Below are 18,024 nucleotides of genomic sequence, written 5' to 3'. Positions count from 1 at the left end.
CTCCCCTACCGACGCTTCGCCTACCACCTCGCGGTGGCCTGCGCACGGCTCGGGGCCGATGTGGCTCGCTATTCCTTCATCGTAGTGGACTTGCACCACCAACTCCTTGCCGGTCTCCCGGCGCACTCAGTATATAAATTTCCTGGCATCTGTGGCTCCCCTGCCCAAGTGCTGGGCGACCACCAGGCCTGCGGCAGTTGGATGGACCTCAGCGCCTTCCATGGCTCTCGCCATGGTGCCCTGCTGCGCAAACAACGGCGTGTCCAGGCTTGTGTAGGACGCCGGATCGGTGCAAAGCGGCCCCATGGCACGTTGCCTGAACTTCCAACCAAGCTCCTTTCGCGTGTTCATAATCTCGTGGAGCCGAGCCGACCTCGCAACTCGTCGAGCCAGCCTCGCCCTCAGTGACAGCCAAAACACAACCCGCCACTTCCGTGCTGCTCGCGACGGTATAACGCGCTTTCATCTCACACGTGGCACATAGGTGGGCCGTGCATGGCACGTATATTCCACTTAGGTCCCACGTTGCTGCCACGAAAGTAGATCGTTGCCTGGAGCGGCCTGCTGGGAAGATGGTGCGGTTGCCAAACGCAACGTGCCGGAATCGGCGAGTCCGCCGTTTCCAGGTTGCATCTATCCGCCCGCGTTGGGCTGCTCTCAGACGCGGTTGCCGAGGAGGAAGGCTCATCTGCCGCGTGTGGTGTGTTTATCTGCAAGCGGAAACATGAGTTGGGCGATCGGACGCTTGGTAAGGCGTGATCCATGGTGTCACTCACGTCCTTTTCTTCATTCCCGTGGGTTGCTGGAAGCGCGTTGGTAGGCTCCGAGCGGATCGACGACATGCCGTACCGAGTGATCGCGGCGACCTGGCGGCTGGTTGCCTCATCGCTACGACGCTCGCGTTCCGAGCGATCGGGCGCTTCAGTTAATCCTGCATACGCGCTTAAAGACCCCTTGCCGCGTCAGGGCGGGCTCAAATCTCGCATCGCGGATGCGAACCCTCCGGCGGACCAACGCCCCCGCCAGAGGGTTCGCCGCCATTGTCTAAGGTGAGGTGGAAATCCCAGCAAACGTCGGAAGCGGGAGAGCCATTCGGCGCTTGTCGTAAGTCGCTCCCTGATCGCTCGCTCCGTTGGCATGCCACACGGACGGTTCAGAACACGTCGGGTTTTGAGAGGCTGCGGCGCGGCTGGGCGATCTTTCCGACTGATGCTGCTCTGAGCGCGACTTGCAAACTCTCCGAAATTGGGACGCTCACTGTGGCTCACCGCCCTCCTCAAGTTGGACGGTTCCATCGGACTTGCCGAGAATCCATTCCAATCCGGACGGTGCCTCGTGTCGCGTGTCGTACTGGCTACCCTTCACAATTGGAGGGGCCGGTCGGCGCCATCCCGAATTGGCTTTGCCCGCGTGCCGTGCCAGAGAGCGCCCCAGCCGCGGAAGGTCGGTGCGCCGCGCCACGACTGATTGGCTCGTAAGGGAGCTTCGCGAGCATCTTCAGGTAGGCGGTGGCGTGCGGTTCGGGACTGTCCCCACCTGGGACCGTTTCCTGAACGGATTGGTTGGCTGCGGAGAATTAGTGAGCGTCACGGCAGCCGTGTCATCCAGGCCAAGTGGTGGCGTGAAGTTGGGGACTTGTTCAAACGCGAGAGGTCCGCAACGGCGATTCGGGAACGCGCCTAACCTTGGAAGGTCGATGGCCGGCGTGGGCGGCGGCCTGGATGGATTTCACGGAGACCACTTCATCGTCGGATAGGTGGCGGCATTGCCGGCCCGAACCGTCCCGACTTGGGAAGGTCCGAGTTGCCCAACGGGCAACAGCTTGCTGAAGGGCGCGATCGGCTTCAGAGAGTCTACGTGTTTCCGTGAACCGTACAATCCTGGCCTGCGGGCGGCATGAAGCTCGGGGCTTGTCCTAGGTTGAGAAGGCCCCCCAGAGCGCGCCGACGGTCGTTCCGACTCCGGTGGGCTTCAGGCGGGGTTACCTGTCGGGAATTCGCGGAAGCCGTGTATGCAGCGGCATGGCGGCGTGGAAGCGTCCCAACTTGGGACGCTTCCCGACTTGGGGCAACTTAATGCAGGGATTGATCGGCTTCGGAAAGTCCGTGAGCTTCGCATCGGCCGTTCCATCCTAGCCAGGAGGTGGCATGAAGGTCCGGACTTGTCCCAAGTCGGGGAGGACCGCAGAGCGCGCCCGCGGCTCCCCCAACTTCGAATGGTTTCTGGCCACGATGAGCTGCCTGGCTGCGATCGACTAAGGCTGTGTCATCGTGCGATAGGCAACTGCATGCCCGATCGGTACCGTCCCGACTTGGGATGGCCGGCGGGGCAGGGCCCGAATGCCGCAATTTCCCATGATGGCCGACGAGAATCACTCGTGCTGGGATTAATGAGGGCTCACCGAGCCGCTTCCTAACGGTGGCGTGTGGATCAGGACCGTCCCAACTTGGGGCGGTCCCCCACTTGTCAGCCGTCCCATCCTGGCCGGGAGACGGAATGAAGTTCGGGAGTTCTCCCAAGCTGGGAAGACCCGCAGCGCCCCGGTCGCCTCCAACGTCGGATGGCTTTTGGGCTGGGATCGAACGCCCGGGCGGGATTCAGCGAAGGCGACTCATCGTAGGCTACGCACTAGCGATTGCGGCCCGTCCCAACTTGGGACGGGCCGCAGGGGGCGGCCTTGAAGCCGGAACTTCACACGGCGGGTCGGCTGGCATCAATCACGCTGGGGACGATGCGCTTCGCCGAGACCGATTCTCCCAGGGTGGCACGCGACGCTGGACCGTCCCAAGTTGGGGCGGTCCTCGACTTGTCGGCCGCCCAATCTGGCGGCGAGATCGCATGAAATTCGGGGGTTGTTCCGAGTTGGAAAGGCCTGCAAAGCGCGTCGGTCGCCGCCAACCTCGGATAGCTTTTTGGCTGGGATCAAACGCCCAGGCGGGATTCGTGGAAGGTGACTCATCGTAGGCCACGCACTAGCGATTGCGGCCCGTGACCGTCCCAACTTGGGACGGTTCGCAGGGGGCGGCATCGAAGCCAGAACTTCACACGGCGGACCGGCTGGCTTCACTCACGCCAGGGAAGATGCGCTTCGCCGAGATCGCCTCTCTTGGCGGTGGCACGCGACTCTGGACGTCCCAACTTGGGACGGTCCTCGACTTGTCGGCCGCCCAGTCTGGCGAGAGATCGCATGAAATTCGGGAGTTGTTCCAAGTTGGAAAGGCCTGCAAAGCGCGTCGGTCACCTCCACCTTCGGATGGCTTCTGGCCGGGCTTAGCGCCTGGGCGGGATTCAGGGAAGCCGCGCATCGCAGGATGCACAGCATTTGCGGTTGCGCACCTTCCCAACTTGGGACGGTGCGCTAGGCGCGGCCTAAATGCCGCAACTCTGCCCGGTTGGGATCACTCACGCCGGGAACAGTGAGGTTCACCGAAACCGCTTCTCTAATCGGTAGCCTGCGGCTCTGGACCGTCCCAACTTGGGACGGTCCAGAGCCGCATCAGCCGTCCCGTTGCCCAGAAGATGGCATGAAGTTCGCGAGTTCTCCCAGGTTGGGAACCAGAGCGCCGGCCATCTCCAACTTTGGATGATTTCTGAGTAGGGTCTGAGGCTTAGGCGCGAGTCACAGACCGACTTATCGCAGGCTGCGCAGTAGCAATTGCGGCCTGGAACCGTCCCAACTTGGGACGGTCCACAGGGGGCGGCCTCGACGTCGGAACTTCACTCGGCGGGCCGGCTGGAGCCACACGCTGGGGACGATGCGCTTCGCCAAGGCCGCTTCTCCTAGCGATGGCACGCGACGCGGGACCGTCCCAACTTGGGACGGTCCTCGACTTGTCGGCCGCCCAATTTGGCGGAGAGATCGCATGAAATTCGGGAGTCGTTCCACGTTGGAAAGATCTGCAAAGCGCCCCGGTCGCCACCAATCGGATGTTTTTGGGCTGGGATCGAACGCCCGGGCGAGATTCGTGGAAGGCGAGTCATCGTAGGCCACGCAGTAGCAATTGCAGCCCGGAACCGTCCCAACTTGGGAAGGTGTCCACGGGGCACCGATAGCATCCAAGCGAACTCCCGTGAACCGTTCGAAGTCGGGCAATCCACTACCTTCGGATAGGCGGTCGCTTAGAGTTTCGGGACTGGCCCACTGTGAGTGGAGGCGCCGGGCGCGCATAGAAATGTTCCGGTCCCGGGGGCGCCCGGCCGACTTTCCCAAGTTTGCGCGTTGCCGAATTCGGCTGGCGCACGACGATTCCAAAGGATGAGCCGGTTCCCCCGACGCTCGTTGGCTTTCCCGAACTGATAGGCACGTCCTCGATTTGGATAGCCGATGACCTACCACGCAGACAATCCGCTCTTAGGAATTGGCAGTCGCACTGGGAAGGTCGGTTGGCGCGGGCCTTGTCCGCACCACGGAAAAACAGAGGGCATCCGTTTCCGGTACAAGCTGACGGGCAAAAAAAAGCCCGCGCAATGCGGGCCAGAGACTTGTACAGGGTGCAACTATTTGGGCTGGTGGTGGAACGTTTCGCTAAGGATCTGCCGAATCTGGGTCTCCAGGGCAGCCGTCAGTACTCCGGCCCTGATCTTCACTGTGAAGCCGTTGACGTCCTTCGTAATCGAACCTGCCTGGTCCTTGCCGGAAAAAAACTTGTCAATGCTGCGCTCACTCGCGGAGCTTGGAACTGAAGATTGCCGGGTCGCAAGCGCTTTAATGGCACCGRCAGCTTTACCTTGCTCCATCTTTCCCGAAGCTACGAGCGGCCAAATCGCTTTAGCAGCATCGTTGCCCGCTTCGCCATACTTCCGAATTGTTGTGACGATGGCTTCGGCCGCGCTTCCACCCAGCAGCCGCGGCTGAAGATCGAGATCGCTCAGTACAAAATCTGGTAACTGCGCAAAGCTAAGGAATCGATAGAGGCCACTCTTGGAAAGCCCAAGCGCCTCCGCGAGTCGAACTCGCGAGGGAAATTCCTTCTCCGTCTGCCGGATAGACAGCGCGACTTCGTAATCGGATAGGTCGTCCCGGCTGATGTTCTCGACCATGGCCAGCACCGCCATATCGGCATCGGAGCACTCCACGACGACTGCCTTGACGGTATCAAGACCAAGCATCTTATGGGCGCGCCATCGGCGCTCACCCGCGACAATTTGGTAGCCGCTTTCAGCCCGGCGTGCCACGATGGGCTGCATTAAGCCGACTTCGCGAATCGACTCTGCAAGCTCTGACAGCTTGACTTCATTGAACACGCGTCGAGGCTGCCATGGGTTCGGCACGAGGTCGGCAATAGCGAGCTGAGACGCGACGCCCTTTGCTTCCAACTCCTGGACACGGAGTTGCGCAACGGCCAGTGCACCAGTCAGGCCAGGCGCCGTCTGGGTTCGATCGGTGCGCTTGACCTCGTCTTGATTAATCGCCGAGGTCTTCCGAATGCCCGCCGTCTTGGCCAGCAGCTGCTCTCGCATATTGCTCATTGCGCGTTCCTCCACTTTTCAGCATAGATATCATCCAACCACCGGCAGTAGTCAAAGATAGGTTGGCGCACTCGCTGCAGCGACTTCGCAGCACTATGCGTGCTGCTCACGTCAAAGACGGTCGAGAATGCCAGCGCGCCGGTGCTCATGACGGAACTCGCTGGCACTTCAATCGAATGCAGCCAGCTCTCATATGCGCTCTGCGCCCAAGCACGCACGATGGGCGCAGATGAGGTGCGCCCATAGTCGACCTTTGATAGCAGCAATGAAACGAAGTCGTACTTCTTGTCGGCTTCATATTTAATGAAGCTCTTCGACACGTCCGAAAACAGGCGCCAGAAGGACAACGAGCTGATGAAATCGAGGTTCTCAGGAACCATCGGCATGACCATCGCGTCTGCAGCGAGCAAAGCGTTCAGGTTAAGGTAGGAAAGCGAGGGAGACGTATCCATGAGGATATAGTCGTAGTGCTTGCGCAAAGGCTCCAACCCTTCCCTCAGCACCGTCCAGAAGCGGAAGCCAGCCTTGATTTTCTGCATCGCGGGCAGATGGAACTCAGCCCCGATAAGTTCTGTGTGCGCGGGAATCAAATCCAGGCCATCCCAATAGGTCGACTGAATGCTTCCCAGCAGTCCCCCCTCGATTTGCTGGTCATAGATGTAGGGCAGCACCGTGTCATCCGGCGAGACATCCTTCTCGGCATACAAACCGCACAGCTCCGAAAGCGAGGCTTGCGGATCGAGGTCGACAACCAGAACTTTTCGGCCGCGCAGGGTCAGCCCTTGCGCAAGACACATGGTCGTGGTGGTTTTTGCGGACCCGCCCTTGAGCTGGGCAGTGATGATGATTTTTCCCTCAGGCTCCCTCGTGCCAGTGACGAGCGGTGTCTGATAGATGTCGGAGACCTTCTGCACCCAGATACGCGCCTCTTCCAGCGTGAAGGTCCTGGTACGCCCAGTACCCGCAGCCTTCCCTGGCGGGAGGTCGCCATCCCCCTTAGTCGCAAGATACTGCACTTGCGAGTGCGAGATGTTGCACAAATCTGCAATCTCCCCCGTCTTGAAAATTGGTGCGGCTTTCCGCGGCCGCGGTGCGAGAATCGTCTCGCGAAGTTCATGGGTAAAAATGGTGACCTTTTCCGCGAACTGGGATATCTGCTCAAGCGGTACAGTTCGGTCGACTGCTGGAAGTTGGCTTGTTTTCACCATTCTGAGGTTTATCCGAAGTATTCAATAAAGCTCAGAATACCTGAAATGTTTAAGGAACGGCGCATAAATCGCTGATTTGTAATGGAATCTTCCGTGAGGACAACCATTTTGCCTAAATTTTAGGCAATTTCAGCCGCCTAGATATTCACAAAACAAATCTAGGGCATCCGTCCGTCGTACACACCCAGACCCGGATCAGCACAAATGACCTCACCTTCTATGGCGCCTCGCGCCGAAAGCGCCTGCCAAGGTGAGGTCATTTGTGCCGTTCGGCAGAACCGTCTAAGTGTGTTTTGGGTGAACAGGCACAATGGACCTCACCTTCGCTTCGGTCCAACTCAATGCCTGGCAAGACAGAGGAGGGCCCCCTTCGGCCCTCAGCACAATCGACCTCACCTTCGGTCGACTTGAAGACGGAACTCCTGAGGGAAAAGTAGTGACCGAGGCAGTTACCTGTGTCCCAGGTCATGCCCGCGGATACCGTATCGTCATGCGCGTCCTCGCCTCCTCCACACAGCATCTCAAACGGGCACATATCGGAGCTATCAATGCACAATAGACCTCACCATTCACTGCCCCCTGAGACGCGCTTAGACGGTGAGGTTCATTGTGCAAATAGAACCGCTATGGAAGCGACACAAAGAACCTCACCTTCCGTGGTTCACAAAGAACCTCACCATGGCGTTGAGGGTGGCATAGCTCATTGAGGCGATTGGCGCACCTTGATCCAAACGACCCCTCTCGGGGAGGCTTCGTGGCATTGGACGGGTGCTTCTTAGATCATTTCAACGCTCGGCCCAAGTAGTTGGGACACGATGGCAGTGGCCACGCTGCGCCCGCACATCGATCAGAGGGCCGATGCCCTGCGATCATTTCTTGTTTCTGGAGTAGGTCTATGTTGGTTTGTTTTTTTTTGAAGTAAACCACCCAACCAACAAACAGAGGATCACGAACTCCTTTTTGATCAAGGACTTAACCTTAGAAAGGTGAAGTTTTCTGTGCCAAAGGTGAGGTTCAGTGTGTCGCCATGGTGCGGTTTACTGTGCGGGCACGGTGAGGTCTGTTCCACGACAAGGTGAGGTTGCTTGTGCTGGCACCTCGATGGTGAGAAGTATTGTGCGCCACCTGTGCACAAGTCCATTTTGCTCAGGCTGGTCAACGCCTGAACCGTAGTGGTGACGAGTCTGGGTGAGGTTCGTTGTGCATCAGGTGAGGTTCATTGTGCGCAGAGTTCCGCCACGCTGATTCCGAGCGCAGAAGGACAACGGGATGGTGAGGTTTGTTGTGTTGACAGGACCTCACCATCACATGCTAGAGTCCGTCGAGCACCAAACGAGCGAGAAGACCAGTATGGCGACGGACAATCCGGTGGAGGTCAATGCGAGGACGACACCTCGCCAAATGGCACTGGCATTGTTCGAGGACATGTTCGACCTCGGGATGCCTATCAACGAGGCAAACCGTGAAATCGGCTATCAGCGAAACAATTTCTTCACGGAAATTGTCAACATGGGGCTGGCGGCGCGACGGTTCCTGGACGCCGCGTATTTCATCGTTGCACAAGAGCCGGAAATTCGTGACCAGTACGATGTCGAGCTGAACTACTTCAAGTGGTTGATGCGCTATGACAGTCGCAACCTGAAACATCTACGTACCGTCGCCGATGAAGCCCAGAACGCCAAAGTTCGGGTAACGAATACACCGTCGGGCCAGGAGCCTGATGAGGACGATATCTGGATCCAGGTCCAGCTCATCGGCATGGTAGCGATGCACCGTGGCCGCATCCGCTTCGATGTGCATCACAGCTTGATCCCACACATTCGAGATCCCCGCAAGTCTCACTGGCTGAGCCTTCGTATATCAACGGCTTTTACCAGGAGTCTCGCACGGGCCATCTATGACAAAGTCCTGCCAAGCGTGCCTGGCGGACGTACAGACTGGATCAAGCTCGATGAGATGCGGACCTGGCCTGGCAAGATGGGCGCGAATGCAACCATCTTCAAATACTTCAAGCGCGATTGGCTGGAGCCGGCGGTCCGCGAAATCAATGAGATCTCGGATATCGAGCTCTCCTATGAGACCAAGACCGAGTCCACGTCATCGAAGAAGGTCGACCGGATTCGCTTCATTCTGAAACGCAAGGACACGGCCGACGCTGTCATGGCGAGTCTATCGGACGCCAGCCAGATCTATAAGATCCTGAAGGAAGAGTTCAACCTCTCAAYACGGCAATTCAGCGAGATCTCCGAGAACCGCGAGACATGGAGCGATGATCGCATCCTGCAGGCGATCGAGTACACGCGGTTCAAGCTCAATCGCGGTCAGGTGAAGAAGAGTCCCGCTGGTTATTTGATGAAAGCGCTGCGCGACAACTGGCGGATGTCGGACGCCGAGCGGACGATGGTTCAGGTTCAGACTGATCTGCTCGTGGAGAAAGAACAAAAAGAAGCAGTGAAGATTGCTGTCAAGACAAGCGTGGAGCGCAGTGTTGCCTCACGTGAAGTCGAGACCCGCACGCGCATGAACGAAGAATCGCAACAGGGACGCGAACACTTCGGGGCATTGGATACCAAAGCGCGATTGGAGTTTGTCCGCGCATGGCTGGCTTCGCGTGAGGGCAAGCTTGTGTTGAGACGGATGAAGTTGGAGCCCTCATCCGTGTCCGAAGAAATCATCCTGGCCAACTCAGAGCTGGCATGGTACTTGGGCCAATTCGTTTTCGGTCGCCAAGCATCCTCGCACGCTTGAGCGCGCAATTCGTCCCAGCCAGAACCGATTTCTTGAGTGCGCACCACCCTGCGCGACGCGCAAGGTCTCCTTCAGAGCGGCCTTGGCCCTGCGCAAGCCGAGCAGCGCCGCTGACAGGACAGGTTTGGGAGCGGTGATGGCGAAGGTTCGGTTGATGCGACGGTCCGAGTCGATTTCGTGTTCCTGCGCGGCGCTAAGGCAGCATAGAGCGTGCAGGTTGTCGCTGAGGATTTTGGCGCCGAAGTCCTGCCTAGCGGCCAACTGTGACAGGCCGGATAGATGTTCGGGTGCCATGCGGTGCTTGAGGCGCCAGCGTTGATGGTTGAGATCGCGGAAGGTGGGCGCCGGATAGCGCTGCATGTCGAGCAGATTGGTGATGAGCACGCGTACCTTGCCGGCGGGCGAGATCTGCCGGATCAGCCGAACGGTCTGCCGGGTAGCCGCACACTCATAGTCGCGCGCGTCGACGCGGGCAGGAGCCCGTAGCTGTGCGTCGGAGGGGGCAGCCAGGTGCGACGCGCGACCGCCGAGCCCGCCAGTCCTACGCGTAGGACTGGAAATCCCGGAAAGGCGCCGATTTTTGGTGCGCTTTCGGGCTATCGGAGCTTTCCCAATGGGACTCCGGTCGGAATGGTTGGTCGATGCCTGAGACAGGCGGGGGAAATCGCTTGCTCAAACGGCACCCCGGCCGAGCCTGGCCGAGTCAGAGGGTCTTTTCAGCATGGCGAACCGCGAGAGGGAGTCGGGATGAGCTGCCCGAAGCGGGAGGCTGCTGACGCGGCGGCGCACTCTCGCGCTGCAGTGCGCCCCGCTGTCCTTGTACCTGGCTGCCGGGCTGCTGGCCTTGCGACTAACGCGACGGCTGTTGGCCGTAGCCATCATTGTCACTGGCACCGCCACCCTGGCGGTTGCCAAGCATCTGCATCTGATCGGCAACGATCTCGGTGCTGTACTTTTACACACCGGACCGGTCTGTCCATTTGCGGGTGCAAATGCGACCCTCGATATAGACCGAAGACCCCTTCTTCAGGTACTCGCCCGCAATCTCCGCGAGCTTGCCGAAGAACGAGATGCGATGCCACTCGGTGGCTTCCTTCATCTCGCCACTAGTCTTGTCCTTGTAGCGATCGGTGGTAGCCAGACGAATGTTCGTCACCGCGTCGCCACTTGGTAGATAGCCCGCTTCAGGGTCGGCCCCGAGATTGTCGTTATTGTCGGGAAATCCCATTATCTTTTTCCCTCAGAGGAAGACCTTGGAATCCTTGTCCAATCTCCTTCGCTCTCCCGTCCGCTTGTTCTTCACGCTGATGGTCATCTATGTGGCGTCCCATTCAGTAGTCTGTGGCGTCTTCATGGCGATCGGTCGGGCGATTATTCGATGCTCAGCAGAGCAAGGAATCCTTGAGGCGCCAACGCGCTTACGTGATGCCCATGCACCAAGTAAGAGCGCCGCCGAAAGGAAGGTGAGACACCTGCGGACCAAGTGTGGCCAGGCCCGAATCGGTGCGTCTAAGACGCACGCGTGCCCATCAAGTTAAACCTATTTCAACGGCGGCGCACCGCCACGAATAGAGTCAGTGCGCATTCCCACAGGGCCCAGCAGATGCCAAATGCCAGCAGAAACTTGAAAAAGCGGAAGAGTTCGTATTCCGTCATGGTGTATGTCGACCTATCTTGGTTCGTTGCGGTTGGTTCTACTGTACCCGCCCCCTTCGGGAGTCAAGGGGGTCGGGACCCACTCCTATTCGTGCATTGTTCGCGCAACCGTGTGGACGTAGGTTAGATGGTCGCGCATAGCGTTCTGGCAGATGCCTCTAGTTGCTCGCCTTTCTGTCTCCGGAGGCGGGTCGCCGCCTACTCGGGCTCGGCGTATGGGCCGTGCGGGTGGTTGCGACTCGGGATGTTGGCTTCTTCGAAGAAGTCTTGGGTGTCACCTTCTTCGGTGTCGTCTTTGGTGCCGTCTTCATTCTGGCCGTCGTTGGTTCCGCCGGTCGCGGTGAGAGGGCAGGCTCAGGGCCACGCAGGCCGATGCCCGCCTCAACCGCTCTCTCGGCCAGCATCTTCAGCACGAAGACGCGGTCCTTCGCCGTGGGAATCTCATTGAGGTAGGCCAGCAAGCGGGGCGTCGTGTATTGGGTCAATGTGATCTGCATTTGGAGGCTTTGCATACGTGATCGCTAATGTGTTGTTGGCTTCATCCAAATCTGGCCATCGCATCGTTCAGCGCGCCAACGTCCAGAATGGTGAAGGCATCCGTCGTATCCACTGACGACGCACCACCTTGCGGCGCCGCGATGGACGGGCTAGTCGGGACTGGCATGAGCGGAGAGTTCGTTTCTAGCCTGTGTTCCCTGATATCGACATTGCTATCTGTTGGGATGGCGCCCCCCGCTGGGAGGGGCGTCCTGGTCGGCGCGTTTTCAGGTGCTGGTAGCAATCCCACGGGACCCGCGCCGCCAAGCGCCCTCAACCCGTGCTGCGCGAGCAGTCGAAATACAAAGGCACGCTCGCGAGCGCCGGGTATCTTTCGCAGATAGGCCAACAGGTCGGGTGCAGCTTCGGGGGACAGCGTGATCGTTATCTGCAGCTTGTCCATGTCCTGCCGGCTCAGGAAGACTTCGACACATGGCGTGCAGAGCCGATCGTATGGAAGCCCCGAACATTKGCAAAGCAGGGCGCATCCATTACATGAATGTCGTTGTGCGGAAACGCCGCTTGAATCGTTGGCGCGTACAAGCTCGCTCCGCCTCCGGTCAGGATGATGGCGCGAATATCCTCGGTGCGACCGACACGCGTTTGAACTTCCATCACGGACTGCTGCGCAACCGCAATGGCTTCGTCAACGAAGGGGCGCAGATCYAGATCCTTGCGATAGAAGAGCATCGGCTTAGCCTCGCGGATTGCCTTGTCGATCCGCTCGATGCTGTCCACCGCTGCGCCCTCGGCCTGCGAGATGAGCCTCGCCACCTGCTGATAGATACGAGATGCACCGCCTGGCACGCCACCGCTGCGGGTGTCGTCCATCGTATAGCCGCGTGCGACCACCCAGTCGGTCGTGAAATAGCCGACGTCAATCACGAGATAGGCGTTGTCGGGGTCGTACTGCTTGGCGCACTGCTGGATGAATGTGACCAATGTTCCGATAGGCTGAGGCAGCGGCAGCACGTTGTGCACCCGGATCGGACCCCAGCCGAAGTCGAGTTCACCACTGAAGCGGTCCTTCAGGTAGCCGGCGTACTTCTGGGTGTTGTGCACGGGAAGTCCCAGCACCAGGCGGTCAATCTCGGTGGCGTTCGAATAGCGCAAGGACCCGCCCAGCAGCGCAGCGTAGTTCGGGGTCGTGACAAAGTCTTCGGACAATGACCGGCCAGTGTTCCCGTATGCGGCGCTGATGGATACCTCCGGCCCGACCTCGTATCGCGCCCCGTCGACGACCACGTCGACGACATTCCGGGCACGTAGGATGGAGCCGCTATGCGGCGTCAACGAAGAGGTCGCAGCTAGCGGCGCCAGCGACGGAAACATGCTGGTGGCGACGTCAGAGCCGAGCGGGAATGCGGACTTCGTGTTGCCATAGCCGACATCGATTGCGACGGTCGAAACTTTCATGAGCGGATACTCCTTGGTGAGTGCCTATCGGGTATTGATGGCTCGAAGTGCCACTAGGGCGGACTTGGACCGAGCAAGACAAACCAGGGTGGTTGCTCGTAGTCCCACTTCCCCTGATCTGATCGGACTTGCTCGGTTCAGCTTTGACCAAGTCCCTCTACGTGGCACATCGACAGACCAACTCTACCGCCAAAGAAACAAAGTCAAGCCGACGTAACGTCACGAATTTCACGCACGATTCGCGGCCTCTCCGGCTTGCACAGCTGCGCCTGGCCGGCTATCCTTGTCGTACTTCTCGCGTCCCCGACGCATCGACCTACCGCCACGTTGGCGGCCATCCCAAGCACCGAAGCCGCCCTGAAAGGGGTTGTCGGTCGCCACGCTGTCCGAGCCGCACACTGTCGCGGCATTTTTTTCTTTCGCCACAAACACAGACTGGCTGACACTGAGGACACCGGACACTGCAATGCCATATGGCTTTGCGGGTTGTCTGGAAGACTTGGACGTGATGAGGACATGTGTAGACCGGACACTCGGACACATTTGCTGCCTCCTTAACCTGAACACGCCTGACAGCGAGATGCGGGGTAGACGAACACTGCGGGCCCGATACACGGCGGTCCAGATGTCGTCACCTGGGGGGCGGGGGATTGCATGGCGCAAGGTCATGAACTCTCTGGAACGATACGAGCACGGTGAGCGCGACCGTCTAAAGAAACAGCGCAACGAGAGTTACACGGGTGGCGACGGCTGGTGCGCAAGCACTGGTTGACGTACATGGCGGGAGCGATCCCGACAACCGAGTAGCCCGAACCCTCATGGCCGRACTGCGCGCAGCGCGACTGGCGGGGAGGGAACGGGACGGTCATGACACGCACTTCCACGTGTGGGGCCGACCAGCAAGGGGATCGCTAAAGGATCGGAAGGCAGGACCGTAGCCGACGGAAAACGGCAATACAGCAAGCGCCAGAGACGGCTATGCACCACGCGTCACGGGGGACGCAGGGACGGGTCGGGCGTGCAGGACAACGCAAAATGAGAGGAATTTCGAATGCGGCAGTCAACAGTGCTTGATGTGCGCGGCCTTCTGGCAAGGTATAACCTGCCGACGCGCTTGAAGGCCGAAATCGAGGTGGCGGTGATTGGGAACGTGAGGAAGATCCTGAGCCAGACACGGATCAGCCACAAGAATGCTTCGATCAAGACGCAGGAGCGGCGAATGTACACGGTGTGCCGCTCATTCGTGGAACTGCACGCGTGCGGGTTCCACGTCGAGAGCCCGCATTCGCTGAGGCACAAGCATGTGCAGACGCTGGTGGACTACTGGTTGTCGCAGAAACAGTCAGGCGGGACGATCGAGAACAAGCTGTCACACCTGAAGGCGTTCAGTCAGTGGATCGGGAAACACAACCTGATCCGCACCTTGGGGGACTACGCCGACCGCGAGGAGCACGGGCTGGTGCGTAGCTACGTGACGATGACGGACAAGTCCTGGGAGGGCAACGGTATCGACGCCGTGGCCAAGATTGCGGAGATTGGAGCCGAGCACCCACGCGTGGCGGTGCAACTCAAGCTGCAAGCGGCATTCGGCTTGCGCATCGAGGAGAGCTATTCGCTGAAGATCCGCACGGCACTTCGCAATCTGGACACGCTACGGGTGGTAGATGGGACGAAGGGCGGCCGCAAACGCGAGGTGCCCGTGCAGTTGCGGCTGGCGGTTCTGGAGGAGGCGGCCGCCCTGGTGGATCCGATGAGCGGATCAACGACACCGTCGTGCTATTCGATCAAACAGTGGCGGGGTCACTACAACAACGTGCTTCGAAAGTACGGGATTTGCAAGAAAGGGCTCGGTGTGACTAGTCATGGGCTGCGACATCAGTATTTGCAAGAGTTCTACAAGACGTTGACCGGCGTGGATGCGCCGATCAAGGGCGGGTCTGCACCAGACATCGAGGCGCACCGTCAGGCGATCTTGGCGGTCGTCGAGGCGGCTGGGCACAGCAAGCCGTCGAAATCTAGCGCTTACCTGTCGACCTTCACCGCGATGGCGCGTCAGGAGAAGCCGCGGGYCACAGCCGAGCAGGCGCAGTCTGCGCTCCTCGCCGTCGAGGGCAATAAAGCGAAGGCCGCGCAAGTGCTTGGTATCTCACGGCAGGCGCTTTACCGGCTATTGGGAAAGATCGCGGCGATCGGCGAGAGCTAAACAGGAGTCAGTCATGTTGGAAGTGCAGCAGTACGAAGATCGCGTGTACACGACGCAAGAGCTTTGCGATATCTTGAGACGCGGGGTGGACCCCGAGGCGTTGGCAGCGTGGCCGTTGGTGGCTTTGCCCGAGTACGTCATTGCGGTGGCGCGCGCCGAGGCGTTGACCTATCCGGACGTATTGGACGAGGCGCAGAGGCGCCGTCGAGGCCTGCGCACCGAGTGGGGCATGCTGGTGGTCGATTTGCGTTGGATGCCGGATGACCCAGCGGGATGGACGCTCGATGTGCAGGTGTTTTTAGCGGAAGATCCTTGCTTGGAGCTGACCCACTTGCGGCGGGCGCCGGGCGAAACCGTGAGGATCTTTCTGAGTGACTTGGCAAAATGCGTCATCGAATACGGGCCGGCGGCATCAGCGATCGAGCGTCTAAGAGAGATCGGGGTGAGCTTGGCCGATAACGACGAGACCGGGCAGGCCTTTGCACTCATCGGTTGTGATCCGCCGGGCCGAAACTTGGATTTCACAGCGCTTGGTGGGTTGCTCTCTGCGTGGCTATTGCAGGCTGACGTCGAGGGCACGCTGCGTGCCGTGCGTGACCCGGCGGTATTGTTGTCCGTGACCGAAGAGAGCAGGTTGCCGATTATTCGGGTGGTCCTGCATTAGCGTCTTGGCGCGGACCTAGGCGCTGGAATGTCCCTCGAAAGACGCAAGAAACACGCGTCTTTCCGCCAATAGGGTGGACTCATGTGCTCGGGGTCCCCTTGTGTTCCGGCTTGACTCGCCGCGAGTTGGTCCGGCGGCGAGCCCGCAGCGGGCGATCACCGCAGGAAGGACGGCAGGTACGGGGAGTCATCCCAGTGACCGGTCGCGCCCCACCAGCATAAGAACAGGATGAGGGCGATGACGAAAATGGCGCCAGAGCGGGCCTCCTCGTCGGTGCGGATGGTATGGATGATTTGCTTGAGGCGTTCCATGTCGTTCTCCTGAATTAGCCGCGGGCGAAGACGGCCCGAATGAAGGGCAGGGAACCGGACCGGAGGACAGGATGCCGAGCGTCCTGGGCCTCAGGGGCCTCAGACAGTTCAATAGCAACGGATGTGAGCGTGGCGAGGCTGACCTTGCGGCCCGCCATCTCGCCCGGACGCGGCGTCGGTGCAAGCAGCGTCATCGGCGTCACCAGGTATGCCCCGTCGAGGCGCGGGAAAGGATCGACGTCGGCGAGGTTGGCCATCTCGGCGATGCTCACGACGGCGTACCACGGAGTCGCGTCGTTTCGTGCCGCATAGGCCGCAGCGCCGACACCGGGCACGTAGACTGCCTTCCACAGATAAGTGGGGATGGCGACTCGGTCGTCCAGACGTGCGGATAGCGCGGCATCGAACGCCAGGCCGGTCACAACGAATGCCTGGCCGTAGTCGCGCACCATGCGGCGGGTCGACGTCTCGATATGATTCCACAGCCTCCGATTGCTGACCGACGACTGCGGCACGACGTTGGCGTGACTGAAGCTCTCGGCTTGCGAGGCCTGGTCGGGGAAGTCGGCCGACGGCGCGAGGTGGCCCCGATCAAGGCCGGTGCCGCGCCGGTAACCCGACAGGTGTGCACGGTCTGCTGCCGGAATCATTGGGCTACCAACGCTCTGCTATCTTTAGAGGGTTCAGGAGGTTCCTATTTACTTTGGGTCTTTGCAGCCCGTGCCGCACTCCATAGGGACCCTGGATTCGCACGGTCGGGATAGAGCGTAAGCATTTGATCGTATAGCTCGCGGGCCGATGTCGTAGATTCATCCAGTCGGATGAAGTCGCGAATGTACCTACGTGTCTCTTCAATATTGCGAGGGCTGTCGTCTTGGGTTGGAACCTTATGGCCAGCGACCACAAATTTAGGGTTCAACGCATCGATCTTGTCCAGCGCGGCTATCCACTGGAGTTGGTCGCGCCGGGTCGACTCGCTCAAGTAGGGGTGAATGCCGTTGTAGACGGCGTCCCCTGCAACGACCAAACCGATCGAGGGGACGTGTAGGCAGGTTGAATTGTCCGTATCCGTATGGCCAACTCTGACAACGGAAAGCTTCTCCCCCTCTAGTTCGATCGTGTCGCCCTCCATAGGATCGCAAATCGCAATGACGTCCGGAACCTGTCCCGGAAAGAGTTTGCGCCACATGCCATCGAACGTCTCCGGAGCAGTCTGAATACGCATGCTGGCTACCGCTTCCGGTGTCGCTAACGCCTTCGCATCAGGAAAGCGGTTAAGGAGGACTTTCAGTCCTAGGAAGTGATCACCATGCGCATGGGTGACGTAGATGGTTCGGAGCGTCTTGCCCGTGCTCGCAATCTTGTCTGCTAATTCCTCGTTTTGCGCTATGGTCAGGAACGTGTCGACCAGTACAGCATCGCTCTTCCCAGAAATCAGCGTGGAAGAGTTAGCAACCCACATAAGGGATTCTTTTCCCGGCGGAATGTCCCTATTGAGACCCAGACGGGTGGCAGTGAACACTTGGTAACTCAGACCGCTCGCGCTTTCCGCACTAGCGATAAGGGGTAGCGCGGGCATAAGGCACAGTGCACCCAGCTTCAGCACATTTCTACGATTCATCTCTCAGCCTCTAATTGAAACTTCGGCAATCCAATACGCCGCACAAGATTCCGGAACTTCTCCTTGCGAGTCAAAATTTTGAAGAACGTGATCGAACCTTCCCCAAACCGACAGTATATGACCGGTCATCTTAGTTTTCAAGGGCAGAATTTCGTGTGCATCGGTTCGATCTCCGGGGTCGTATAGATTCA

At 59.4% G+C, this 18,024-nt stretch carries 10 protein-coding genes and 1 pseudogene; 3 read left to right on the top strand and 8 right to left on the bottom strand.

What is annotated here, in order from left to right; all coding sequences use genetic code 11:
- Positions 1-4,497: 4,497 nt before the first annotated feature.
- Both AC1DK4_RS34035 and AC1DK4_RS34030 read right to left on the bottom strand, forming a co-directional pair.
- The gene (locus AC1DK4_RS34035; protein WP_477132056.1) at positions 4,498-5,469 is read right to left on the bottom strand and encodes a ParB/RepB/Spo0J family partition protein; all 972 of its coding nucleotides are present in this window, start codon (positions 5,467-5,469) and stop codon (positions 4,498-4,500) included.
- The gene (locus AC1DK4_RS34030; protein WP_441623271.1) at positions 5,466-6,677 is read right to left on the bottom strand and encodes a ParA family protein; all 1,212 of its coding nucleotides are present in this window, start codon (positions 6,675-6,677) and stop codon (positions 5,466-5,468) included. The genes AC1DK4_RS34035 and AC1DK4_RS34030 overlap by 4 nt, the downstream gene beginning before the upstream one ends.
- A gap of 1,350 nt (positions 6,678-8,027) precedes the next feature.
- Here AC1DK4_RS34030 and AC1DK4_RS34025 point away from each other — a divergent pair.
- The gene (locus AC1DK4_RS34025) at positions 8,028-9,425 is read left to right on the top strand and encodes a replication initiation protein (protein ID WP_477132057.1); all 1,398 of its coding nucleotides are present in this window, start codon (positions 8,028-8,030) and stop codon (positions 9,423-9,425) included.
- On the opposite strand, the gene AC1DK4_RS34020 is transcribed toward AC1DK4_RS34025, so the two are convergent.
- From AC1DK4_RS34020 to AC1DK4_RS34010, 3 genes and pseudogenes are all read right to left on the bottom strand, one after another.
- Positions 9,363-9,809 (bottom strand): hypothetical protein, encoded by a 447-nt coding sequence (locus tag AC1DK4_RS34020; RefSeq protein WP_441623269.1) that lies wholly within the window; start codon positions 9,807-9,809, stop codon positions 9,363-9,365. The two genes, AC1DK4_RS34025 and AC1DK4_RS34020, sit on opposite strands and share 63 nt — an antisense overlap.
- A 484-nt stretch (positions 9,810-10,293) precedes the next feature.
- Positions 10,294-10,653, bottom strand: a pseudogene (gene ssb, locus AC1DK4_RS34015) (single-stranded DNA-binding protein); the annotation flags it as partial.
- A 1,379-nt stretch (positions 10,654-12,032) separates the two neighbouring features.
- Complete coding sequence (locus AC1DK4_RS34010; protein WP_441623267.1) at positions 12,033-13,034, bottom strand: PRTRC system protein D; 1,002 nt, start codon at positions 13,032-13,034, stop codon at positions 12,033-12,035.
- A gap of 1,051 nt (positions 13,035-14,085) precedes the next feature.
- Here AC1DK4_RS34010 and AC1DK4_RS34005 point away from each other — a divergent pair.
- Positions 14,086-15,237: an integrase domain-containing protein gene (locus AC1DK4_RS34005; RefSeq protein ID WP_477132055.1), complete on the top strand. Its 1,152-nt coding sequence runs from the start codon at positions 14,086-14,088 to the stop codon at positions 15,235-15,237.
- A gap of 13 nt (positions 15,238-15,250) precedes the next feature.
- Positions 15,251-15,901, top strand: a complete 651-nt coding sequence (locus AC1DK4_RS34000; protein WP_441623264.1) for a hypothetical protein — start codon at positions 15,251-15,253, stop codon at positions 15,899-15,901.
- Positions 15,902-16,056: 155 nt separating this feature from the next.
- On the opposite strand, the gene AC1DK4_RS33995 is transcribed toward AC1DK4_RS34000, so the two are convergent.
- The 3 genes from AC1DK4_RS33995 to AC1DK4_RS33985 are packed head-to-tail and all read right to left on the bottom strand — an operon-like array spanning position 16,057 to position 17,734.
- Positions 16,057-16,212 (bottom strand): hypothetical protein, encoded by a 156-nt coding sequence (locus AC1DK4_RS33995; RefSeq protein WP_441623262.1) that lies wholly within the window; start codon positions 16,210-16,212, stop codon positions 16,057-16,059.
- A 14-nt stretch (positions 16,213-16,226) separates the two neighbouring features.
- Entirely contained in the window at positions 16,227-16,862 is a 636-nt protein-coding gene (locus AC1DK4_RS33990) for a DNA/RNA non-specific endonuclease (RefSeq protein WP_441623260.1), read from the bottom strand.
- 44 nt (positions 16,863-16,906) lie between these two features.
- Positions 16,907-17,734, bottom strand: coding sequence for an MBL fold metallo-hydrolase (locus AC1DK4_RS33985; protein WP_441623259.1), 828 nt, complete (start codon positions 17,732-17,734; stop codon positions 16,907-16,909).
- Positions 17,735-18,024 lie beyond the last annotated feature (290 nt).

This window comes from Cupriavidus sp. 05N38 (assembly GCF_056397345.1).
This window is presented reverse-complemented; position numbering and strand designations above follow the sequence as displayed.